This window comes from Streptomyces sp. NPDC088387, from assembly GCF_044753385.1.
Classification (GTDB): Bacteria; Actinomycetota; Actinomycetes; order Streptomycetales; family Streptomycetaceae; genus Streptomyces.
The window spans coordinates 185188-207682 of sequence record NZ_JBIVNC010000015.1 but is presented as its reverse complement, the minus strand read 5'-3'; the positions used below and the strand labels follow the sequence as shown (position 1 = coordinate 207682).

At 71.5% G+C, this 22495-nt stretch carries 21 protein-coding genes; 11 read left to right on the top strand and 10 right to left on the bottom strand.

The genetic code is table 11. The annotated features are described in order from the left end of the window. Positions 1-41: 41 nt before the first annotated feature. Positions 42-734: a response regulator gene (locus tag ACIQAC_RS32740; protein WP_402197526.1), complete on the bottom strand. Its 693-nt coding sequence runs from the start codon at positions 732-734 to the stop codon at positions 42-44. Between the two features lie 207 nt (positions 735-941). On the opposite strand from ACIQAC_RS32740, the gene ACIQAC_RS32735 reads away from it, so the two are divergent. From ACIQAC_RS32735 to ACIQAC_RS32705, 7 genes are all read left to right on the top strand, one after another. Then, positions 942-1823 carry a DUF3152 domain-containing protein gene (locus ACIQAC_RS32735; RefSeq protein ID WP_402197524.1) on the top strand — a complete coding sequence of 294 codons (882 nt, stop codon included), beginning with the start codon at positions 942-944 and terminating at the stop codon, positions 1821-1823. 100 nt (positions 1824-1923) lie between these two features. Continuing rightward, positions 1924-5322 (top strand): S8 family serine peptidase, encoded by a 3399-nt coding sequence (locus tag ACIQAC_RS32730; protein ID WP_402197522.1) that lies wholly within the window; start codon positions 1924-1926, stop codon positions 5320-5322. Positions 5323-5532: 210 nt separating this feature from the next. Next, a complete protein-coding gene (locus ACIQAC_RS32725) occupies positions 5533-6273 on the top strand; it encodes a class I SAM-dependent methyltransferase (RefSeq protein WP_402197520.1) in 741 nt (246 codons plus the stop codon). Between the two features lie 156 nt (positions 6274-6429). Next, a complete protein-coding gene (locus tag ACIQAC_RS32720) occupies positions 6430-7548 on the top strand; it encodes a pyridoxal-phosphate dependent enzyme (RefSeq protein WP_402197518.1) in 1119 nt (372 codons plus the stop codon). Further along, positions 7545-8771 (top strand): ATP-grasp domain-containing protein, encoded by a 1227-nt coding sequence (locus ACIQAC_RS32715; RefSeq protein ID WP_402197515.1) that lies wholly within the window; start codon positions 7545-7547, stop codon positions 8769-8771. Before ACIQAC_RS32720 ends, ACIQAC_RS32715 begins: the two co-directional genes overlap by 4 nt. Further along, on the top strand, positions 8761-9978 hold the full coding sequence (locus ACIQAC_RS32710; RefSeq protein ID WP_402197513.1) for an MFS transporter: 1218 nt from the start codon (positions 8761-8763) through the stop codon (positions 9976-9978). Before ACIQAC_RS32715 ends, ACIQAC_RS32710 begins: the two co-directional genes overlap by 11 nt. Positions 9979-10103: 125 nt before the next feature. Continuing rightward, a complete protein-coding gene (locus tag ACIQAC_RS32705) occupies positions 10104-11120 on the top strand; it encodes a ferric reductase-like transmembrane domain-containing protein (RefSeq protein ID WP_402197511.1) in 1017 nt (338 codons plus the stop codon). A 23-nt stretch (positions 11121-11143) separates the two neighbouring features. On the opposite strand, the gene ACIQAC_RS32700 is transcribed toward ACIQAC_RS32705, so the two are convergent. Beyond that, positions 11144-11524, bottom strand: a complete 381-nt coding sequence (locus ACIQAC_RS32700; protein ID WP_402197509.1) for a MerR family transcriptional regulator — start codon at positions 11522-11524, stop codon at positions 11144-11146. Between the two features lie 115 nt (positions 11525-11639). Here ACIQAC_RS32700 and ACIQAC_RS32695 point away from each other — a divergent pair, with 115 nt between their 5' ends. Beyond that, entirely contained in the window at positions 11640-12713 is a 1074-nt protein-coding gene (locus tag ACIQAC_RS32695; RefSeq protein WP_402197506.1) for an alkene reductase, read from the top strand. A gap of 11 nt (positions 12714-12724) precedes the next feature. On the opposite strand, the gene ACIQAC_RS32690 is transcribed toward ACIQAC_RS32695, so the two are convergent. From ACIQAC_RS32690 to ACIQAC_RS32675, 4 genes are read right to left on the bottom strand one after another with little or no spacing between them, the layout of a single operon-like run. Continuing rightward, positions 12725-13087 carry an STAS domain-containing protein gene (locus ACIQAC_RS32690; protein WP_402197505.1) on the bottom strand — a complete coding sequence of 121 codons (363 nt, stop codon included), beginning with the start codon at positions 13085-13087 and terminating at the stop codon, positions 12725-12727. Then, on the bottom strand, positions 13084-14412 hold the full coding sequence (locus ACIQAC_RS32685) for a PP2C family protein-serine/threonine phosphatase (RefSeq protein WP_402197592.1): 1329 nt from the start codon (positions 14410-14412) through the stop codon (positions 13084-13086). The genes ACIQAC_RS32690 and ACIQAC_RS32685 overlap by 4 nt, the downstream gene beginning before the upstream one ends. A gap of 2 nt (positions 14413-14414) precedes the next feature. Then, positions 14415-15221, bottom strand: a complete 807-nt coding sequence (locus ACIQAC_RS32680) for an alpha/beta fold hydrolase (protein ID WP_402197503.1) — start codon at positions 15219-15221, stop codon at positions 14415-14417. A gap of 44 nt (positions 15222-15265) precedes the next feature. Next, positions 15266-15694: a hypothetical protein gene (locus ACIQAC_RS32675; RefSeq protein ID WP_402197500.1), complete on the bottom strand. Its 429-nt coding sequence runs from the start codon at positions 15692-15694 to the stop codon at positions 15266-15268. Positions 15695-15914: 220 nt separating this feature from the next. Between ACIQAC_RS32675 and ACIQAC_RS32670 the strand changes: the two genes are divergently transcribed. Next, on the top strand, positions 15915-17138 hold the full coding sequence (locus ACIQAC_RS32670) for a phosphatidylserine/phosphatidylglycerophosphate/cardiolipin synthase family protein (RefSeq protein WP_402197498.1): 1224 nt from the start codon (positions 15915-15917) through the stop codon (positions 17136-17138). A gap of 63 nt (positions 17139-17201) precedes the next feature. Here ACIQAC_RS32670 and ACIQAC_RS32665 read toward each other — a convergent pair whose 3' ends face one another. Further along, on the bottom strand, positions 17202-18134 hold the full coding sequence (locus tag ACIQAC_RS32665) for an SDR family NAD(P)-dependent oxidoreductase (RefSeq protein ID WP_402197495.1): 933 nt from the start codon (positions 18132-18134) through the stop codon (positions 17202-17204). A 39-nt stretch (positions 18135-18173) separates the two neighbouring features. Further along, positions 18174-19061: an SDR family NAD(P)-dependent oxidoreductase gene (locus tag ACIQAC_RS32660; RefSeq protein ID WP_402197492.1), complete on the bottom strand. Its 888-nt coding sequence runs from the start codon at positions 19059-19061 to the stop codon at positions 18174-18176. A 71-nt stretch (positions 19062-19132) separates the two neighbouring features. On the opposite strand from ACIQAC_RS32660, the gene ACIQAC_RS32655 reads away from it, so the two are divergent. Beyond that, positions 19133-20065: a LysR family transcriptional regulator gene (locus tag ACIQAC_RS32655; RefSeq protein ID WP_402197490.1), complete on the top strand. Its 933-nt coding sequence runs from the start codon at positions 19133-19135 to the stop codon at positions 20063-20065. Here ACIQAC_RS32655 and ACIQAC_RS32650 read toward each other — a convergent pair. Next, on the bottom strand, positions 20062-21048 hold the full coding sequence (locus tag ACIQAC_RS32650) for an SDR family NAD(P)-dependent oxidoreductase (protein WP_402197487.1): 987 nt from the start codon (positions 21046-21048) through the stop codon (positions 20062-20064). The two genes, ACIQAC_RS32655 and ACIQAC_RS32650, sit on opposite strands and share 4 nt — an antisense overlap. A gap of 96 nt (positions 21049-21144) precedes the next feature. Here ACIQAC_RS32650 and ACIQAC_RS32645 point away from each other — a divergent pair, with 96 nt between their 5' ends. After that, the gene (locus tag ACIQAC_RS32645) at positions 21145-21726 is read left to right on the top strand and encodes a TetR/AcrR family transcriptional regulator (protein WP_402197486.1); all 582 of its coding nucleotides are present in this window, start codon (positions 21145-21147) and stop codon (positions 21724-21726) included. 29 nt (positions 21727-21755) lie between these two features. On the opposite strand, the gene ACIQAC_RS32640 is transcribed toward ACIQAC_RS32645, so the two are convergent. Continuing rightward, a complete protein-coding gene (locus ACIQAC_RS32640) occupies positions 21756-22400 on the bottom strand; it encodes a DNA alkylation repair protein (RefSeq protein ID WP_402197590.1) in 645 nt (214 codons plus the stop codon). Between the last annotated feature and the right edge of the window lie 95 nt (positions 22401-22495).

Sequence of the window (22495 nt, the reverse complement as noted above, 5' to 3'; positions counted from 1 at the left end):
CGTCTCCACCGCGTCGGGACGGCCGACCGCCCTGCGCCTCTTCACTGTGCCGCGAACCGGTAGCCGAACCCGCGGACGGTGTGGATGTAGCGAGGTGCCCGGGGCGGCTCGTCCATCTTCGTGCGCAGCCGTTTCACACAGGCGTCCACCAGGCGGGCGTCCCCGTGGTAGTCGTGCTCCCACACCGCCTCCAGCAGCTGCTGACGGCTGAAGACCTGGCCCGGCGACGCGGAGAGGGTGAGCAGCAGCCGCATCTCGGACGGGGCGAGGGCGACCGCCGTGCCGTTCAGGGAGACGGTCAGGCCCGCCCGGTCGACGGCGAGTTCACCGTAGGTGTCGATCTTCGGCAGTCCCGCCCCGGCCGGCGTCCCGCCCGCCCGGCGCAGTACGGCCCGGATACGGGCGTCGAGCACACGGGCGGTGACGGGCTTGACGACGTAGTCGTCCGCTCCCGCCTCCAGACCGACAACGATGTCCACTTCGTCGCCCCGCGCGGTCGCCATGATGATCGGCAGGGTCTGGTCGACGTTGCGGATGCCGCGGCAGACGTCCAGCCCGGTCATGCCGGGGAGCATCAGATCGAGGACCACGATGTCCGGCCGGAAGGACCGCAGCCGGTCCAGCCCCTCCTCGCCCGTCTCGGTGGCGACGACGTCATGGCTCTGCCGGCGCAGGGCCAGGGCGACACCTTCCCGGACGGCGCGGTCGTCTTCGATCAGCAGTACACGTGGCATGGCTCAGTATCCGAGTGCCGTGTGGGGAAGCCGTAAGCCGGATCGGGAAACTGTTACCGGACGATCATATGGACGGGTTCGGTCATGGCCGGCCACCCGGCCACCCGGCCACCATTCACCAAACGCCACCCGCCACCCACACCGCGTTATCCATCCGTTATCTTTCGAGCCCATTCTGATCACATTGCGATAACACCGTGATTGATCGTGACTGCTCAGACCGGAAAGCCGACGTCTCGAACCCATCGCCGCCGCAAGGGATCCGCTCACGCCACCCCACGGAACGGCAAGCGGGGGTTCCTGGTGAGCGGCCTGGCCGTTTCGGCCGCTCTCACGGGCGTCGGCTGCGCGGTGGTGGCGGGGCTGCCCGCCGACCTGGAGGACTCGCTGACGGAGGCCGATCCAGGCGCCCGCGCCGAACGCAGCGCCCCGACGGAACCCCGGCCGGTCGACACACGACCGTCCAACTCCCCCTCTCCGTCCCCCTCTTCGAGCCCCACCGGGTCGCCCTCCCCGCAGGACCTCCCCCAGAACGGCCCCGGCACCTTCACCACCGCCTCCGGTGGCAGCGCGAAGGCCGGCGAGGGAACGGCCCTGCGCTACCGGGTCGACGTCGAGGACGGCATCAACCTCTCCCCCTCGGAGACCGCCGAGCAGGTCGAGCGCATCCTCGGTGACCCGCGCGGCTGGACGGCCGACGGTCACTCCGCCTTCCAGCGCGTCGCGAGCGGCCCCACCGACTTCGTGGTGAAGGTCGCCACTCCGGGGACGGTCGACGAGATCTGCGGGCAGTACGGCCTCGACACCGGCGGCGACCTCAATTGCAGCGTGGCTCAGAACGTGATGGTCAACCTCGAACGCTGGGTACGGGCGACCCCCGTCTACGCGAAGGACGTCACCGCGTACCGGGCGCTTGTCATCAACCACGAGGTGGGTCACTTCCTCGGCCACGGTCACGTCACGTGCCCGGGTGAGGGCGAACCGGCCCCCGCGATGATGCAGCAGATCAAGGGCATGCACGGCTGCGTCCCCAATGTCTGGCCGTACGACTTCGAGGGACGTCTCATCACCGGTCCGGCAGCGCCGTAGTCGGTCGACGCCCCCTCCCCCAGCGCCCCCTCCCCCGTCCCACCCATCCCCATCCATCCCACCCCTGTCCGCAACCCCATCCGAATCAGCAGGAGTTCAGATGCAGTTACCCACACGACGCAGACGTGCCCTGGCAGCCGCCGTGGCCGCGTCCCTGACTCTCGTCCTCGGCGGCCTACCGGCCGGCGCGACAACCCTGCCCACCGGCGTCGACGGCAGTGTCACCCACCCGTCGACGAAGCCCGTGCGGACCGTCACCCTCCTCACCGGCGACCGGGTGCTTGTGGACGCCGACGGCCAGGTCACCGGCGTCCAGCGCGCGGCAGGCCGCGAGGACGTCCCGTTCTCGGTGCGGAAGGTCGCCGGGCACACCCGGGTCGTCCCCGGTGACGCCGAACTGCTGCTCGCGCAGGACAGGTTGGACCCACGCCTCTTCGACGTGACCCAGCTCCTGGCGGACGGCTACGACGACGCGGGCCGGTCCGACGTACCGCTGATCGTCACGTTCAAGGGCAAGAAGGCTCCGTCGATGAGCCCGTTCACCGCGGCCGGGGCCCGGGTGGGCCGCGAGCTGCGCGTCGTGAACGGCACGTCGATGCGGCCCGTGAAGAAGCGCGCCGACGACTTCTGGAACGCCGTGACCGACTCCGCCGACGGCACCGCGGAACTCAGTGAAGCCACCGCGGTGGAGAAGGTCTGGCTGGACGGCAGGCGCAGGGCGAGCCTGGACAGGAGCGTCCCGCAGATCGGTGCCCCGACCGCCTGGGCCGCCGGCTTCGACGGCACCGGCGTCAAGGTCGCCGTCCTGGACACCGGAGTCGACACCGGCCACCCCGATCTGGCCGAGCAGGTCATCGGCGCACGGGACTTCACCGACTCCGGCAGCACCGCCGACAAGTACGGTCACGGCACACACGTCGCGTCGATCACGGCCGGGACGGGCGCCAGGTCGCACGGCAGGTTCAAGGGCGTCGCCCCGGGCGCGAAGATCCTCAACGCCAAGGTCCTCGACGACTTCGGCTCCGGCGCGGACTCCGGAGTCATCGCGGGCATGGAGTGGGCGGTCGCTCAGGGCGCCGATGTCGTCAACCTCAGCCTCGGCGGCGCGGACACACCCGGCACCGACCCGATGGAGGAGGCCGTCAACCGGCTCTCCGCCGAGAGCGACGCCCTCTTCGTCATCGCGGCCGGCAACGAAGGCGAGTTCGGCGAGCGGACCGTCGGTTCACCCGGCACCGCGGACGCCGCGCTCACCGTGGGCGCGGTCGACAAGTCCGACCGGCTCGCCGAGTTCTCCAGCCGTGGTCCGCGCGTCGGCGACGGCGGGGTCAAGCCGGACCTGACCGCGCCCGGCGTGGCCATCTCCGCCGCGGCGGCGGCCGGCAGCCTTCTTGAGGCCGAGTTCCCCTCCGAAGCCCCCGGCTATGTCACCCTCGACGGTACGTCGATGGCGACCCCGCATGTCGCGGGAGCCGCCGCTCTGCTCGCCCAGCAGCACCCGGAGTGGACGGGTGAGCGCATCAAGTCGGTGCTGACCGCGTCCGCGAAGCCGGGCCCGTACAGCGCGTACCAGCAGGGCACCGGGCGGACCGACCTGGTGCGGGCGCTGGACCAGGGTGTGGTCTCCGAGCAGCAGTCGATCGGCTTCGGCAGGCAGCAGTGGCCGCACGGCGACGACGAGCCCGTCACCAAGCAGGTCACCTACCGCAACCTCGGTACCGGGCCGGTCACCCTGGACCTGTCCGTCGACGCGTTCGCGGTGGACGGCAGGCCCGCCGCCGAGGGCATGTTCGCCGTGTCGCCGCGCCGGCTCACCGTCCCGGCGGGCGGCGAGGCGAGTGCCGACGTCACGGCCGACACCAGCGCGGGTACCGCCGACGGCAGCTTCGGCGGATCCGTCTCCGCCGTGTCCGCGGACGGCGGGGTCCACGTGCGGACCGCTGTCGGCGTGGAGCGCGAGGTGGAGTCGTACAGCCTGACGCTGAAGCACATCGACGAGAACGGCGAGCCGACCGGAGACGCCGCCACCGGTGTGTCCAGCCTCGTCGGTGACTTCTACGACAGTTACGCCGACGAGCAGGACGGCGAACTGACGGTACGGCTGCCGAAGGACGACTACACGCTCAGCGGGGTGATCCACCCGGGCATCGAGTCCGCCACGCACGCCGTCCTGGTGCAGCCCAGGCTGCGGCTCGACAAGGACACCACCGTCACCGTCGACGGCCGCCGGGCCGCACCGATGGACGTCAAGGTGCCGGACACTGCGGCCCGGAACACCGATGCCGTCGTCGCCGTCGGCTTCGCGCGAGGTGAGGGACTCGACGACGCCTCCCTCCAGTACCTGATGCCGACCTTCACCGGCTCGCGGTTCGGTCGGCTCGGTTCCGGGGAGCCCGTGGAGGGGCTCAACGCCCTGTTCGCGGGCGGCTGGACCCGTATGGACGCGCAGGGACGGCCGGTCTCCTATCACCTCGGCTGGGACCGGGGCGCGAATCTCGACGGCTTCAGTGCTCATGTCCGGCGGCAGCAGCTCGCGCGGATCGACTTCGAGGTGGGCGAACCGGTCGACGGCCGGCGCGTCCAGGTCGAGCTCTCCGCGCACACCGCCTCCGGTGAACCGGTGCGCAGCTTCGCCGACTTGCGGGGCGGCCTGCCGTTCCGGAGCACCGAGTACGTCCTGGACAACGGCATCGAGTGGTCGGCGCGCAGCTGGTCCGTGTCGGGCGAGGGCGAGGACTCCACCTTCGAGAACTTCCTCATGCGGATGCCGCAGACCTGGAAGGCGGGCCGCACCTATCAGGAGCGTTTCAACGTAGGTGTGTTCGGGCCGACGCTCAACGGTGCCGGTGACCTTGGACCGAGCCGGGGCTTCCCCGGGGTCGCCCGGCACGGCAACCTTCTGCGGGCCTATCTGCCGCTGTTCGGCGACGGCGCGGGGCACTGGGGCACAAGCGGCACCACCTCGGTGACCACGAAGCTGGAGGCGGACGGCAGGGAGATCCCCGACGACTACGGTATCCCGCCCACCGACGGCGTCACCGAGTACACCGTCCCCGCCGCGGACACCGCCTACCGGCTGACCGTCGACAACACCCGTGACCCGGCGGTGTACGCGGTCAGTACCAGGGTCCACGCGGAGTGGACGTTCCGTTCGGCACGGACGAGCGAGGAGGGCGACTTCGTCACACAGCCGCTCTCGGTGATCCGCTACTCCCCCGAACTGAGCCTGGCCAGCACGGCCAAGGCCGGCGAGCGGTTCACCGTCCCCTTCCGCATCGAGGGCGCGGCGGCCGGACAGCGGCCCACGAAGCTCGCGTTCGAGGTGTCGTACGACGACGGAGCGACCTGGCAGCCCACCAAGTCCGTCGGCGGCACGCACCTCTCCCTGAAACACCCGGCACAGGCAGGATCCGTCTCCCTGCGCGCCCACCTCACGGACCGGGCGGGCAACACCCTGGTCCAGACGATCGAGCGGGCCTACGTGACGACCATGCCATAACTCCGAGGACACAGAACCGAGTTCAGCCCCGCCGCGCGACGACCCCGCGCACACCCCCGTGTGCGGGGTCGTCGTCATTCCGCAGCCGCACGCGCACAACTCCCCCTGAGAACCCGGGAACCAGCGGCCGCCGCCGTCCGACTACTGCGACGACACGAGTGTCAGGAGCTGCCGGAAGGGCCCTTGGGGTCCAGGAGGAGGCCGAGCGTCTTGCAGTGGTACGAGGACGATTCCCTGTGGTCCGACTTCGCGCCCACGATGTTCTCCCCGGAGCGGGCGGAGTCCGTCGCCGGCCTGGTGGCCACCTCGCCGCTGCTGGACTTCCCGCCCGGATCCCGGGTGCTCGACCTGTGCTGCGGACCGGGTCTGTTCCTGGTGCCGCTGGCCGCCCGGGGGTACGACGTCACCGGCGTCGACCTCAGCGCGCCGATGCTGGAGCGGGCCCGGGAGGCGTGCGAACGGGCCGACGCCGAGGTGCGGTTGGTGCGCGAGGACATGCTCACGTACACCGCTCCCGAGGCCTTCGACGTCGTACTGAACGTGTTCACGTCGTTCGGTTACTTCGACGACCCGGACGACAACCTGCGGGTGCTGCGCAACGCCTGGGAGAGCCTCGCCTCCGGCGGTCAGCTGCTGGTGGACTTGATGGGCAAGGAGGTGCTGGCCGGCTGGATCGGACGTCCCCAGGCCGTCGACCTCCCGGACGGTTCCTACGTGGTGCAGCGGGACGTCGTCCTCGACAGCTGGCGCCGGCTGCGGACCGACTGGACGCTGGTGCGGGGCGACTCGGCGCGGACGGCGTCCCTGACGTCGTACCTGTACAGCGCGGCCGAGCTGCACGACCTGTTCGTGACGGCGGGCTTCGCGGACGTGGAGTGTTTCGGCGGCTTCGACGGCTCCGCGTACGACAACCACTCGCGGCGGCTGATCGTCCGCGGGCGCAGGAAGTGACCGGAGCACCGGCGCTTCCCGGACACGGACCCGCGCGGGGCCCACCGACGAGCGCCACGCGCCGCAGCAGCACACAGCGGAGTCCGCCCGCGCGTCGGAGCTCTGTCCGCGGACCCACCACCCCGGCACCCCACAGCCCCGGAGGATCGGCACACCATGTCTGCGCACGACGGGAAACACGCTCTCACCCGTGACCTCGTTCACGACCACATCACCGATGCCATGAAGACCCCGGACCTGATCCGGCTCGGCGGAAACGTCGTGCTCGCCCGGTTCGAGACGATGAAGGTGTACGCGGCCCTGGGCGCCGTCCGTACGCTGCTGCGCCGCGGACGGGTCGTCGAGGGACAGACCCTCGTCGACAGCTCCAGCGGTATCTACGCCCTGGCGCTCGCCATGGCCTGCCACCGGTACGGCCTGCGCTGTCACATCGTGGCATCGACGACCGTCGACTCGGTCATGCGGGCGCAGCTGGAGGTCCTGGGCGCGACGGTCGACCAGATGCCACCGTCCGAGAGTCTCCGGCTCGACCAGGAGCTCCGGGTGCGCCGGATCCGCGAACTGCTGGCCGAGCGGCCGGACTTCCACTGGATGCGGCAGTACCACGACTCCATCCACTACGCCGGGTACCGGGAGTTCGCCGACCTCGTCACCGGGTCACTGCCCGACACCCCCCTGACGGTCGTCGGCGCGGTCGGTACGGGGGCGTCCACCGGCGGTCTGGTCGGGGCGCTGCGGGAGTCGGGGCGGGCGGTGCGTCTCGCCGGGATCCAGCCGTTCGGGAGCGTCACCTTCGGCAGCGAGCACTTCAGTGACCCCGACGCGATCATCGCGGGCATCGGGAGTTCCATCCCGTTCGAGAACGTGCGGCACGAGCTGTACGACACCATGCACTGGCTGGACTTCCGGCACGCGATGGCGGGTGCGATCGGCCTGTTGCAGGAGCACGCGGTCTTCGCGGGGCTGTCGACCGGGGCCGCCCATCTGGTGACGTCCTGGGAGGCGGCCCGCGACCCCGACCGGCTCCACCTCGTCCTGGGCGCCGACACCGGCCACCGCTATGCGGACCGGGTCTTCGCCCGGCACACCGAGGCCCTGGACATGCGCACCCTGCGGCCCCGGCCCATCCGTTCGCTGGACGAGTTACGTCCACCCTGGTCGGCGATGGAGTGGGGACGCCGTCCCGATCCGGCGTCCGTCCGGGCGGGCGATCCGTGCACGTCCGCCACCGGTACCTGCTCCGAGCCCCTGCCCGCCGTCGAGGTGACTCCATGACCGTCGCCGCCCTGGAATCCCTGTCCTTCGGCCTGGGCCACATGGCCGCCGCGGCCGCCGCGACCGGACACGAGCTGTGCCTGCTCACCGCGGACCGGTCCGTCTACCGGCACGAACTCGCCACCCTGCCGGACGGCGCGCTGACCGTCGTGGACGTCGACACCTTCGACCCGTCCGCGACCCGCCGCGCGCTGGCCGCCCTCCCGGGGCTCGCCGGTCTGGTCAACAGCACCGACACGTGGAGCGTGCCCGCCGCCGACCTCGCAGCCGAGTTCGGGCTGTACGGCCCGGATCCTTCGGCCGTACGGCTGCTGCGGGACAAGTACCGGGTGCGCGAACTCCTGCACCGCAGTGGGCTCAGCCGCGGTGGTGCCGTGCGGGTCGCGGCGCATCCGGACAGCACCGACGCGGTGGTGCGGGCGGTCGGCCTGCCCGCGGTGCTCAAGGACTCGTCCGGCACGTCGTCCCGCAACGTGTGGATCGCCCACGACGAGGAGGCTCTGCGCGGCGCCCTCGCCGAGGCGGGCGGCCGGCGGTTCATGGGTGAGCTGTTCGCGGAGGCGTTCCTCGCCGGGCCGCTGTACAGCGCGGAGACCCTCAGCTGGGGCGGTGCCACCCGGCTGCTCGGTGTCCTCAGCCGGCAGACGTCCCGGCAGCCCGCCGTACGGGAGGAGGCCGCCGCCTTCCCCGTGGCACTGCCGCCCGACGACTTCGACGGCATCGAGCGCTGGGTCGGCGACGTCCTGCACACGGCCGGTCATCACAGCGGCTTCGCACACGTGGAGTTCATCCTGACCGGGCGGGGTCCGGAACTGGTGGAGATCAACCGCCGGATCGGCGGAGCCCTGGTCGGGGAGGTGCTGTGCGGCGCGCTCGGCACCAACGTCTACACCGCCATGATGGAGGAGGCACTGGGCCGCAGACCGGCCCTGATGGACACACCGCTCACTCCTTCCGGACGCGGGTACGCCTTCGTCCTCGTCTACGCGGACCGGCCCGGTGTGCTCAAGGGCTGGCACGGGATCGAGGAGCTGGCCGCCTTCCCCGGGAACGTGCGCTGGTATCCGACCAGGGCGCCGGGCGACTCACTGCCGCCGGTGGGCGACCAGCGCGGCTGCACCGGCATCGTGCTGGCCGAGGCCGGCACGGCGGAGCTGGCGCAGCACCGGGCGTGGAGCGCGGCCACCCGGGTGTCCGCCGTCGTCGCCGACAGTGGCCCGTAAGGCCGGAACCGGCGGCCGGCGGGTCACGGGCCCCCGGGCCTTCCTGCTGGCCGCCTCGTTCCTCATCACCCTGGGCAGCTTCGCCGTGCTGCCGTACATGTCGGTGCTGCTGCACCAGCGGCTCGGGCTGGGGCTCGGCACGGTCGGCGCGGTGCTGGCCGTGGCCTCGCTGGTGCAGTTCTCCGGCGGTGTGGTGGCGGGCGCGCTGGCCGCGCGCGTCGGGTTGCGGGCCACGATGCTCACGGCCCTCGCCGTGCGTACGGTGGGGTTCGGGGCGTTTGTGCCGGGGATGCGCAGCCCGCTGCTCGCGATCGCCGCGCTCCTCCTGGTGTCCTGCGGCGCGGCCCTCTATCTCCCCGCGAACAAGGCGTACTTGGTGGCCGGCGCCGAGGAGACGGACCGACCCCGGCTGCTGTCGGCGAGCAGTTCGGCCTTCAACGCGGGCATCGCCCTCGGCCCGCCCGCCGCGGCCCCGCTGATCCTCGGCTCGCCGACCGTGGTCTTCGCCTGTGTCGCCGCGCTGTTCGCCCTCGTGGGCGCCGGCCACGCACTCCTGCCCCGCCCGACGGAGCACACGGCGCCTCCCCCGGCCCCCGGCGACCCGGACCGGCCGCCCCATCGCGACGAGGGCCCGCCGCCGTTCGCCGTGACCGTGCTGAGTGTCTACGTCTTTATGTTCTTCCAGCACTACCTGGCGCTGTACGCCGTCCCGCGCACCTCGGCCGGCTACTACGCGGCGGTGCTCACCGGCTACGCCTGCCTCCTGGTCGTCGCCCAGCCGCTGCTCTCCCGGTGGATCGCCGCGCTCTCCTACCAAGGGGCCGTCAAGGTGGGCTTCGGGAGCATGGCGGCCGGGACGGCGGTGATCGCGGGAGGCGGTCATGCCGGCATCGGTGTGGGAGCCGCGCTGATGTGCCTGGGCGAGGTGGTGCTGTTCCTGAAGAACGACCTTGCGGCCCTTGCCCGTTCGCGCGCGGCGCCCGCCACGGTCTTCGGCCGGCAGCGACTGGCGGCGGGCATCGGCGCGTTCGGCAGCGGAGTGATCGGCGGCCAGCTGTACGCGGGAGCGGAGGCGCTGGGTTCGGCGCGGACGTTCTGGCTCGTGGTCGCCGTGCAGGCGCTGCTTCTCCCGGTCCTGCTGACGTTGGTCGTACGGCGTGCCCGCAGCAGGAGGATCCCCGACTCCCTTGTGAGCGAGCCCCTGTGAAATCCGCGGGAACTTTTCCGTGCCCGCATCCGACACCTCCAAGAGCGCGACCGTGCCACACCCGTCACCCAACCTGTGCGACGCACGTTCCCCCACCCCGCCAAGGCGACTGAAAAGGCAGCCCGATGACGTCACTTCCAGCGGAACCAGCTTCCGACCCGGCCGACGAGCCCCTCGCCGACGGCTCCGCCGCCGACGGCCCCCTCGTGGACGGTCCTGCCGCGGACGCCGAACCCCGGCAGCGACGCCCCACCCTGCGGTCCGATCTGCGCGCCTCCATACCCGACGGCGTGATCGCGCTGATCGTCACGGCCGCCGTCTTCGCCCTGCTGTACGTCCGTATCCGCGCCGAGACGTCGTCGACGGTGTCCGTGATGCCGTTCATGACCGACACCAGCGAGTTCTGGATGTACTTCCTCAGCCAGGCGTTCGGCTGGTCGGCCCTGCTGTGGGCCTGGATCACGGTGGTCCTGGGGCTTCTGCTCTCCGGTTCCCGCCCGTCCTGGTTACGGCTGTCCGGCCCCCGGCTCGAACGGCTGCACCGCACCACCAGCCTCAACACCATCGCGCTGATCGTCGCGCACGCCCTGTTCTTCGCGGCCCAGTTGGTCTACTCGGACACCGCGCGCTGGCACTCCGCGATCGGCACGGCCTTCGTGGAGACCTTCGTCCCCGGCGGCTACGACTCCGGCACGGGCAAGCTCGCCATCCCCCTCGGCCAGGCCGCCCTCTACCTGGCGATCCCCCTCGGCCTGCTCTTCTACGTCAGACACCGCATCGGCCCCAAGACCTGGCGCGTCCTGCACCGCTTCGTGATCGCCGTCTACGTCCTGAGCATCTGGCACACCCTGCTGTACGGCACGAACGTCTGGTACGACGGCCTGTTCCGCAACACGATCTGGCTGCTCCAACTCCCCATCGCGGCGCTTCTGTTGCTGCGGCTGCTGAAGCCTGCCCGGCGCTCGGAGAAGCTCCGCGGTCCCCGCGGCGGCTCGCCCGCGGCCTGGGCACTGCGCCTGACCGGGCGGCTCGCCGTGGTCGGTGTCATCGCCGCCCTGATCGGCGTACTGGTCAGCGGCAACGACGGCGGCCGTACCGTCGCGCCGGAGGACACGTCGTCCAGCCACAACGACCATGACTGAGCCGGCGAGTCCGTAGCGCCCGGTCAGCCGGCGGTGGCCCGGGGCCGCATCGTCTCGCGGTAGTCCCGGGCCATCGCCACCAGCCGGTCCAACGCGTCCCGGGTCCGCATGAGTTCCTCGATGTGTGCGGAGAGACGATCCCGTTCCTGCGCCATGCGCTCCAGCGCGGCGTCGGAGTTGCGCTCACTGGGCGTCTCCACGCAGGGCAGCAGCTCCACGATGGTCCTGCTGGACAGACCGGCCGCGTAGAGGCCCTGGATGAAGCGCACCCGCTCCACGCTCTCCTCCCCGTAATGGCGCTGTCCGCTGGGGCTGCGGTCGCTGGTGAGCAGTCCGTGCTCCTCGTAGTAGCGCAGCGCCCGGACACTCACTCCGGCCCGCGCGGCGAGCTCTCCGATCCGCACAACGACGTCCTCTCCTCATGACCCGCGTCACATCACTTGCCTCTGACGTCAGCGTCAGCTTTTAGCGTAGCGCCGTGCCCGGGTGCCGGGCGAGAGGCAGTAGGAGGAGCGTGACATGACGACCCTGTTCAGCGGCTACCGACTGGGTGAACTGGCCCTGCCGAACCGGACGGTGATGGCCCCGATGACCCGCGTCAGGGCCGCGGCGGGCGGCCTTGCCACCGCCTCCATGGCCGCGTACTACGCCCAGCGCGCGACGGCCGGGCTGATCGTCTCCGAGGGCGTGCAGCCCAGCGTGATCGGGCAGTCCAATCCCGGAACGCCCGGACTGCACACCGATGAGCAGGTCCGCTCGTGGCAGGCGGTGACGGGTGCCGTGCACAGCAACGGCGGCCGGATCTTCGCCCAGATCATGCACGGTGGCCGGGTCTCCCACCCCGACACCACCGGCCACCGGCCGGTCGGCCCGTCGGCCGTCGCCGCGGTGGGCGAGGTCTTCACCCCGACCGGCCCCCAGCCGGCGCCCGAGCCCCGCGCGCTGGAGACCGCCGAGGTGCCCGAGCACGTCGACGCTTACGGACAGGCGGCCGGCCGGGCGATCGCCGCGGGCTTCGACGGGGTCGAGCTCCACGGCGCCAACGGCTATCTGATCTCCCAGTTCCTCTCCTCCAACGCCAACCGGCGCACGGACCGGTACGGCGGCTCCGTCGCGGGCCGGATCCGGTTCGCCGTGGAGGCCGTCGCCGCGACGGTGGACGCGGTCGGCGCGGCCCGTACGGGAATCCGCCTCTCCCCCGGTGGCGGCTTCTGGGGCGTCGAGGAGCACGACGCGGCGGTCCTCAACACGGCGTTGCTGGCCGAACTGGCCCGGCTCGGCATCGCGTACGTCCATCTGGAGGCGACCTCGGACGAGGAGGTGCTCGTCGGGCTGCGCCGCGCCTGGCCCGGCACCCTGGTCGTGAACCCGTCGGTCCCGATGGGCCCCAAGCCGGCCGGGCGGGCGGAGGCCGATCACTGGCTGGGGCTCGGCGCGGACCTGATCAGCTTCGGCCGCGGCTTCCTGGCCAACCCCGATCTCGTGGAGCGGCTCCGCAACGGCCATCCCGTCGCCCCGGTGGACGAGGCCACGTTCTACCAGGGCGGCGACGCGGGCTACCTCACGTATCCCGCCTACCAGCACGCCGCCTGACGTCCGGCGGCTCAGGGACCGGGCGCGGGCGGTGTCCAGGCCGCTTCGGCGGCCTCTGCGGTGGGGTGCATGGTGAAGACCTGGTCCAGGCCGACCACCGTGAAGACGCGGCTGATGTGGCCGGGCACGGTCGCCAGGACGATGTCCGCCCGGGCGGCGAGGGCGTGGTTGCGGGCAGCGAGGAGAGCGGTGATGCCGCTGGAGTCGCAGAAGGTGATGCCGCTCAGGTCGACGACGAGCTGCCGGCCCGGCTCAAGGGTGAGCCGGGGCAGCGCGTCACGCACCTGGGAGGAGGACCCGTAGTCGAGTTCGCCGGTCAGTTCCATCACGGGACCGGCGACGGTGGTTCGGGTGCGGATCGCGAGGAGGCTCACTGCTGCTCTTCACTGGTGGGTCGGGGCACGCTGATGGCGAGGACGGCTGTGTCGTCGTCGACGCCGGTGCCGAACGTGTCGAGCAGGTCGCGGATCGCGCGGACCACACCGGTGGCGGTGGTGGGCGCGAGGGTCCGGGCGAAGTCGAGGAGGGCCTCGTCGCCGTAGCGGTCGTCGTCGTCCTGATCCGAGGCGGTGTGCGCTTCGGTGAGGCCGTCCGTGTGGAGCAGCAGGGTGTCGCCCGCTTCGAGGTGGACGGTGGTGGTGGCGATGTGCGCGTCGGGCAGTACGCCGATGAGCTGTCCGCCGGGGGTGGGCAGGTAGGTGGTGTCCGCCTCCGCGCGCAGCAGCAGGGCTGGCGGGTGTCCGCCGCTGGCCAGGGTGACGCGGAAGCCGCCCTGGTCGGGGTCCGGGGTGAGCAGTCCGAAGACGACGGTGCAGAACCGCGGGTCGTCGCCGTTGTACTCGTGGTTGAGGACGGTGTTGAGGTTGCTCAGCACGGCCGCCGGGTCGGGGTTGTAGACGGCCGCGGCCCGCAGTGTGTAGCGGGCCAGGGAGGTGATCGCCGCGGCGGACGCGCCCTTGCCGCACACGTCGCCCAGGAACAGGCCCCAGGTCCCGGCGTCCAGGGGGAAGAGGTCGTAGAAGTCGCCGCCGACCTTGTCCGCCGAGGCGATGTGGTAGTGCGCGGCCACGTCCAGGCCGGGCACGCTCACCAGGGCGGGGGGCAGCAGGGTCTGCTGGAGGGTGGCGTTGAGCCGGATGAGTTCTTCGCGTTCGTGTTCGGCCTGCTGGCGGGCGCGCAGCAGTTCGGTCTCGTAGGCGCGGCGGTCGCGGGCGTCGAAGACGGTGGTGCGGATCAGCAGGGGCTGCCCGTCGGCGCCGGACTTGACGGTGGAGGTGACCAGTACGGGCAGCCGGCTGCCGTCGGCCGTCCTGAGTTCCAGGGCGATACCGCTGATCTCGCCCTGCATACGCAGCAGCGGGCCGAAGTGTGTCTCGTGGTAGAGGCGTCCGCCCACGGTCAGCAGTTCGGAGAACGTCCTGCGGCCGACCAGGTCGCCGTGGCGGTAGCCGAGCCAGCCCAGCAGGGTGGTGTTGATCTTCGCGATGGTGCCGTCGAGGAGGGTGGAGAGGTAGCCGCACGGCGCGTGTTCGTAGAGGTCCTCGGCGCTGTCCTCCAGAAGGGCGGAGAACGCCGCGCGGTGGTCGGCGGGCTGGAACTCGGGGCGTACTTGTTCGCCCGGGTGCGCCTGTTTGCCGGGGCGTGCCTGTTCGCCCGCGGGTGGTGGTTCGCTGCTTTCGTCGTCGCCGGTCCGGGACATCATCAGATGGCCGTGACGAAGTCGGTGATCGCGGCGGCCGTCTCCTCCGGTGCAGCGAGCTGGGGGCAGTGGCCGGTGGCGTTCAGGGTGAGCAGTCGGCTGCCGGGGATCCGGGACTGCACAAACGCTCCTACCTCGGGCGGCGCGATCGCGTCGTTCGAACACTGGGCGATCAGGGTGGGCACGGTGACGTGGGCGAGGTCGTCGCGGTTGTCCGACAGGAACGTGACGCGGGCGAAGACACGCGCGATGTCCGGGTCGGTGCGGCAGAAGCTGTTGGTCAGCTCCTCGCCCAGTTCGGGCCGCTCGGGATTGCCCATGATCACCGGGGCCATGGCGCCCGACCAGCCCAGATAGTTCGCGTCCAGTGACTCCAGGAGTTCGTCGATGTCCTCGGCGCTGAACCCGCCGCGATAACCGGTGACCGGGTCGTCGATGAAACTCGGCGAGGGGGCGAGCAGCACCAGACCGGCGAACGCCGCCGGCTCCCGCGCCGCGGCCAGTACGCCCATCATCGCGCTCACCGAGTGCCCCACGAACGTCACCGGGCCGAGCGCCAGCTCACGGCAGATCTCCAGGACGTCCTCGGAGTAGCCCTCCAGCGCGGAGTAGCGCTCCTCGCTCCACGCCGACAACTCGGAGCGTCCGGCGCCGACGTGGTCGAACAGCACCACGGTGAAATCGCGCTCCAGAAGGGGCACCACCAGCCGCCACATGTTCTGGTCGCAGCCGAACCCGTGCGCCAGGATCACCACCGGCCCGCCGGCCCGGCCGGACACCGTCACATGGTTTCTGCTGCGCACCGTCATACGGCTCATCCTGGCAGACCCCTTCCTCCACGCTCGCCGCACCGCTACTCGGGCCTGCCCAGGGACCAGCCCGACACGTCCGTGAGCCGGCCGCGCCACAGCGGCATGACCACGGGGCGGCCCGGCGTCGCGGGTGCGGTGGCGTCCCGCAGGTGGATCCACTGCGGCAGCCGCTGCGCGACGGCGCCCTGTTTGTCGGCGACCACCTCGTCCACCTGCTCGGGGAACCGTTCGAGCAGGTCCGCGCCGGGCCCGTCGATACCGCGCAGACTGCGCGCCCAGTCGGCCCGCCAGCGCTCGTGGGAGATCAGGTCTCCGTGCAGCAGACAGCCTCCGACGACGAGGGTGACCGGCAGGGCGGCCTGGGCATCCTGTCCCAGCAGCCGTACCAGCATCTGTAGCTGGACGTCCGGCACCGGCTCGACGACCACGGGTGCGGCCGGCTGGTGGAGTGGATCACGGTCGGTTGTCACGCCGGGGCCTCTCTCGGCGTCCGCGAAGGACTTCACGGTTCCGCCTTTGGGTGGGGAAGCAGGGTCAGGGACGCGGGGTCAGGGACGCGGGGTCAGCCTCTCCTGCCCGCTGCGGACGCCCGCATGTCCGCGCGGCCCCGGGCAATCGGGCCCGGGAACGTGACGGCCGTCTCCTGCGGGCGCCCGCCGGTATGGCGCGAGGGCGGGTACACGTGACGCCATGACCAGTACTCAGGACCAGCACGTGCCCGTGTCCGCCGTCGCCGAGGCGCCGGCGGCGCGCAGGACTCAGGACCGCACCACCCGGATACGCCGCAGGCTGGAGCGGCTGATCGGAATCGCGGCGACCGAGGGCAACGCGCTCACCGTGCTGCGCAACGGTGACGAGATCTTCCCGGCGATGCTCGACCGGATCCGGTCGGCCGAGCACACGGTCGACATGATGACTTTTGTGTACTGGAAGGGGGACATCGCTCGTGAGTTCGCGCAGGCGCTGTCCGGCCGGGCCCGGGAAGGTGTGCGGGTGCGGCTGCTGCTCGACGGGTTCGGCAGCCGGCTGATCGAGAAGGAACTGCTGGAGGAGATGACCCGGGCCGGGGTGCATGTGGCCTGGTTCCGCAGGCCCGTGGCGCTCTCCCCGTTCAAGCAGAACCACCGCTGCCACCGCAAGGTGCTGGTCGTCGACGAACAGACGGCCTTCACGGGTGGGGTGGGCATCGCCGAGGAGTGGTGCGGCGACGCGGGCAACGAGCACGAGTGGCGCGACACCCATGTCGAGGTCCGGGGGCCGGCTGTGGACGGTGTCGCCGCCGCGTTCGCGCAGAACTGGGCCGAGTGCCACGACGAACTCTTCGACGACCGCGACCGGTTCGTCCCGCACGAGCCGCAGGGCGACGCGATCGTACAGGTGGTGCGGGGATCGGCGAGCTTCGGCTGGCAGGACATGCAGACCCTGATCCGGGTGATGCTGGAATCCGCCGAGGACCGCTTCCGGCTGGCCACCGCCTACTTCTCCCCCGACGTCTACTTCGTCGACCTGCTGTGCGCCGCCGCCCGGCGGGGTGTCACGGTGGAGATCCTGCTGCCCGGCCCGCACACCGACAAGCGGGTCTGCCAACTGGCGGGCCAGCACCACTACGAGGCGCTCGTCTCGTGCGGTGTGAAGATCTACCAGTACCAGCCGACGATGATGCACGCCAAGGTCATCACCGTGGACGGCGTCGCCGCCCTGATCGGCTCCACCAACTTCAACCGCCGCTCACTGGACCACGACGAAGAGGTCATGCTCGCCGTACTCGACGAGGGCTTCACGGCGACTCTGGACGGCCACTTCGACGAGGACGTGAAGGCCTCCACGCTGATCCGTGAGGGGCGCTGGAAGCGGCGGTCCGTGTGGCAGCGGGCGCGCGAGGTCTCCGTGATTCCCATCCGCCGCTTCCTGTAGTCCACTTGTGGCCCGTACGTGGCCCACGCGCGGCCCGTCGGCAGGGCCGGCCTGTCCGCGCCCTCAGCCGGCTGCCCGTGCGAGCAGGTCCTGCGACAGATCCCACAGGCGTCGCCCGTTGCCGGGGTCGACGGCGTACCGGGCGACGCCGTGCAGTGTGCCGGAGCGGCGGGCGACGACCTCGGTCTCGTTGCAGTCGACGAAGTAGCGGCCGCCCACTCCGTCGAGGAGCGGTGAGGTCGCGAGGAGCACCGAGGTGGCGGCGCCCTGTTCGACGGTCTTGATGAGCTCGGCCGGGACGCTGCCGCTGCCCCGGTCGCCGGTGTGGCGCTGGAGGTTGGTGTGGATGGCGCCGGGCATCAGGGCGTTGGCGGTGATGTTGTCCCCGGCCCAGCGGCGGGTCGCCTCCACGGCGAAGAGGACGTTGGCGGTCTTGGACTGACCGTAGGCGAGCCACGGGTCGTAGGGCCGGAAGGCGAAGTTGACGTCGTCCCACACGACCGGCGACCGCTGGTGGCCGCTGGAACTCACCACGACGATCCGGGCGGCGCCGTCGGCGGCCAGTGCGTGGTGGAGTCCGGTGGCGAGCGCGAAGTGCCCGAGGTGGTTGGTGGCGAACTGCCACTCCCAGCCCTGTTCGGTGTACCGCTCGGGGCTCGCCATGACGCCCGCGTTGTTCACCAGGACGTGCAGGGGTCCCCGCCATGCCGCGGTGAACTCGGTGACGGACGCGGGGTCGGTCAGGTCCAGGTGCGCGACCCGCACGTCCTGGTTGCCGGTGGTCCCGGCGATGTCCTTCGCGGTCCGCTCCCCCGCCGCCCGGTCGCGGACGGCGAGGGTGACCTCGGCTCCCGTCACGGCCAGGACGCGGGCGGTCTCCGCGCCGAGGCCGGAGGAGGCGCCGGTGACCACCGCGCGGCGGCCGGTGAGATCGACACCGGCCGCCACCTCGGCGGCGGTGCTGGAGAAGCCGAACGGGGTGGTGATGGCACTCATGCGATGACTCCTTGCTGTGTGCCGAAGTGGGTGGTGCGTTCAGGGCTTGAGCAGGGTTTCCTGCTCCGCCGGAGGGGTGCCGCCGTGCCACGGCAGCGGTTTGCCGAAGCGCACCAGCTCGCCGTAGAGGCTTGGGTCGACGTGTTCGGCGAAGACGAGGTCGAGGACCGCCTCGGCGGCCTGGGCGGGTGACTGGGCCCGGCTGTAGTCGCTGAACCAGGGGCGTGAGGTGGCGGTGTCGACCATGCCGGGGCAGACGGCCGCGACCAGGGTTCCGGTGGCGAGATCGTGTGTACGGCGTTCGGCGGCCACCGCGCGGACGGCGGCGACCTGGGCGACCTTCGAGGGCACGTTCAGCCAGGTCGGCCAACCCGCCTCCGCGGCCGTCCTGTTGTGGACGGCGTTGCGCCAGGACTCGACGGCGTACTCGACCTGGTCGAGGCTCGCGCCGTCGAAGAGGTGGTGCAGCCGAGGGTCGAGGTGGCCGAGGGTGCCCAGGCTGCTGGCCACGACGAGCAGCCGTCCCCCGGGGCGCAGGACGGGGCCGAAGGAGCGCAGGATCGCGTGGGTGGCGGTGTTGGAGACGTCGATGAACTCGTCGGCCCGCTCGGTCTGCGACTCGTGCGGCAGCAGACGGGCGACCGCGTTGGAGATCACTGCGTCGACGCCGCCGTACCGTGTGCGCAGCTCGTCCGCGAGGCGGGCCATGGCGTCGGTGTCGGTGACGTCCAGGACCCAGCCCTCGACGCGGGAGCGGGTGGCGGCCAGTCCGGAGACCTCGCGGGCCGCGTCCGTCACGCGCCGCTCGCTGCGGCCGGTGAGCAGCACCAGGTCGGCCGGGGCGAGCCGGGCCGCCAGCCCTTCGGCGAGGGCCCGGCCGAGTCCCTGGTTGGCGCCCGTCACAAGGGCGATGCGAGGAGTGTTCATGCCCTCCACGCTAGAAACCCCACAACCATGAGTCCAACGAGACTTGAGCACGGCTAGTATGCGTAATCGTCATGGACTTCACGGATGTGTCACTGACCGCGCTGCGGGTCTTCCGCGCGGTGGCCGAACAGGGAACGTTCACCGCGGCCGCCGGATCGCTGGGCTACACCCAGTCGGCGGTCTCCCGGCAGATCGCGGCGATCGAGCGGGCCGCGGGGGCGGAGCTGCTGGAGCGGCGGCGGGACGGTGTGCGGCTCACCACGGCCGGCCGGGTGGTCATGCGGCGGGCGAGGACCGTGCTGGACGAGATCGACGCTGCCGCGCGTGAGCTGTCGGGTCTGCCGGAGCAGGCCGGCACGGTGCGTCTGGGTTGGGTCCCCACCGCCGGCGCCGTCCTGGTGCCGCGCGCGCTGGTGGCGCTGCGCCAGTCGGACCCGGGCCTGCGGGTCGTGGGCCGCGAGGGTGGCACCCCGACGCTGGTACGGGCCCTGCGGGCCGGCAGCATCGACCTGGCGCTGCTGGCGTCGGCGCCGCCGTTCAGGGCGCCGGACGCGGAGTCGCCGCCGCTCGCGCTTCAGACGCTCACCGAGCGCGCGCTGTGTCTGGCGGTGCCCAGCACGCATCCGCTGGCCCGGGGCGACTTCGTCGACGTGGCGGACCTGCGCGGGCAGCGCTGGATCGCGGGGTCCTCCTCGGGCGAGGACCGGCTGATGGGCGTCTGGCCGGGCCTGGACGAGCGGCCCGACATCGCCCACACCGCCCGCGACTGGCTCGCCAAGCTGCACCTGGTGGCCGCGGGCTGCGGCTTGACGACCGCCCCCGCCGTCCTCGCCTCCGCCGCACCGCCGGGCGTCCGGATCCTCCCGGTCCGGGGCGGCCCGCAGGAACAGCGGCGCCTGCTCCTGGCCCGGCTCCCCCAGTCACCGACCGAGCCGGTCACGCGCGTGGCCGCCACCCTCCGCGCCGTGGCCCTGGCCTCGGACGCGCCCACTGCTGCGCCTTAACGACCCGCCGTGGGCCAGCGCGCCGCGAGCAGCTTCCTCGTCTCGTCCTCCAGCCGCCGCGCGAGACCGGTGTCGAGCGCATGGGGCGCCACTCCGCCGGCGGTGGCGGACGTCTGCGCCTGCGCCTGTACGGGGGCGAGGGCGACGTCCTCGAAGTAGCGGCCGGTGACGCCCTCGACGAGCGGTGACGCGGCGAGCAGTACCGAGGTGGCGGCGCCCTGCTCCGGTGTCTTCCAGCCGGGCGGCACCTCCAGGGTGAGGCCGCTCGCGTCCTTCGCGCCGACGAACGTGAGCTGCTCGTCGTCGAGATGGCGCTGGAGGTTGGTCATGATGCCTCCGGGGTGCAGGGCGTTGACGCTGATGCCGTCCGCCTTCCAGCGCTCCGCCAGCGCGACCGTGAACAGGACCATGGCGGTCTTGGACTGGGCGTACGCCGTCCAGGCCTCGTAGGGCCGCTGCTCGAAGTGGATGTCGTCGAAGTCGACCGGGGCCATCAGGTGCGCCGAGGAGGCGACTTGGACGACACGGGCCCCGTCGGCGGACTTCAGCGCGTCGTACAGCCCCAGAGTCAGTTGCGCGTGCCCCAGGTGGTTGGTGGCGAACTGGCTCTCCCAGCCCCGTGCGGTCCGGGTCAGCTCGGGCAGGGCCATGATCCCGGCGTTGTTCACCAGGATGTGCAGCGGCCCGTCCCAGGCAGACGTGAAGGCGTCGACGCTCACGGGGTCCGAGAGATCGAGCCGGGCGACGTGCACCGGCGCCTGGCTCACGGCCCGGATCCCGTCGGCGGCACCGCGCGCGGACTCGGGGTTTCGCACGGCGAGGGTCACCTCCGCGCCGGCCTCGGCGAGTGTGCGGGCGGTGACCAGGCCGATGCCGGAGGCCCCGCCCGTGACGACGGCCCGCCGGCCGCGGAGATCAACACCCTTGATCACCTCGCCGGCGGTGGACGCGGCGGTGAAGGGCAGCGAAAGGTCGGTGGACATGATCATGCTCTCCCTCAATGAATCCAACCGGATGTTTTATTTGTACTCCTGGACCTCCCACGCGTCAAACCATCCGGTTGTTTTAAACTGTCGGCCATGACCTACGACTCCGCCGCCACCCGCGCCCGGCTGCTGGCCGCGGCCTACGACGAGTTCGTCCAGGTCGGTTTCGCGGGCGCCCGGGTCGGCCGTATCGCGGACACCGCCTCGGCGAACAAGCAGGCGATCTATGCCTACTTCGGCTCCAAGGAAGCGCTGTTCGACGCGGTGCTCGGCGACCGCCTGCGGGTCCTGGCCGACGTGGTGCCCTTCACCCCCGCCGACCTTCCGGGGTACACCGCCGCGCTCTTCGACGAGCTGACGTCCGACCCGTCACTGCAACGCCTCACGCAGTGGAAGATGCTGGAGCGCCCGGAAGCCTCGGACCAGGAGCAGGAGGCGCATCTGACGAAGGCCGGCGACCTGGCCGCGTACTACGGCGTGCCGCTCACGACGGCGATGGACGCGATGATGATCGCCCTGGCAGCTGCCCAGAGCTGGAACACCACCGCTCCCACGATCCGCAATCCGCGCGACGAGGACGCCGGTGCCCGTCTCGCCGCCCACCGGGCGGCCCTGGTCGCCGCCGTGACCGCGACCGTCGGGACGCTGCTCGGAGAGCCGGCCGGCGAGCGCTAGCGCGCGGTCCCCCCGGAGGGACCCGTGCGCTACTTCTCGGTCTGCCGGCGCACCATCTCGTTGATCCAGGCCGGGGCGAACGGCGAGGTGCAGCCCGGCGAGGTCGGGTAGTCCTTGAGTACCTCCAGGCGCTCACCGATGGCGAGAGCGCGGGCGCGGAGGTCGGGGTGCTCGATGCCGATCTGGGCCAGGCAGTGGTTCATCGCCCACTGGAGTCGGTCCGGGGCGTCCTTCATCTCCGCCTCGACAACGTCGAGCAGGCCCGTCAGATCGAGGCCGTCGGGCTTCTTCGCCACCCGCTCGGTGGTCAGTGCCCAGCCCGCGCTCGCGACCACGGGATCCGGATCGGCGTACCAGGCCACTCGCAGCTCTTCGGAGTGCGGGCTCTTCTTCACCACGTAGTTCACAAGCCAGTCGTGCACCTTGGGTGTCCGTGACTGGCGCAGCATGACGTCCAGTTCGTCGCGTCCGAACGCCTTCGGGCGGCAGATCAGCAGGGCCAGCAGCCGCGCCGCGGTGTCGTCCGTCGCCCACAGCTCGCGCGCGAGTTCCTGCTGCGTCCTGAGGCGCTTCGCGATCGCACGCAGCTTGCCGAGGTTCACACCGTGGTCGTCACCGTGCCGCTCGTTCATCTCGCGCGCTTTCGGGTCCTCCAGCTCGGCCAGTTCGGCCATCAGCTCGGCGACCGTCGCACCGGTCAGTGTCGTCTCGGCCACGGCAGTCTCCTGTCCCTTGTGGCGGCAGCGTACGACTGTGTGGCGGCAGCCTA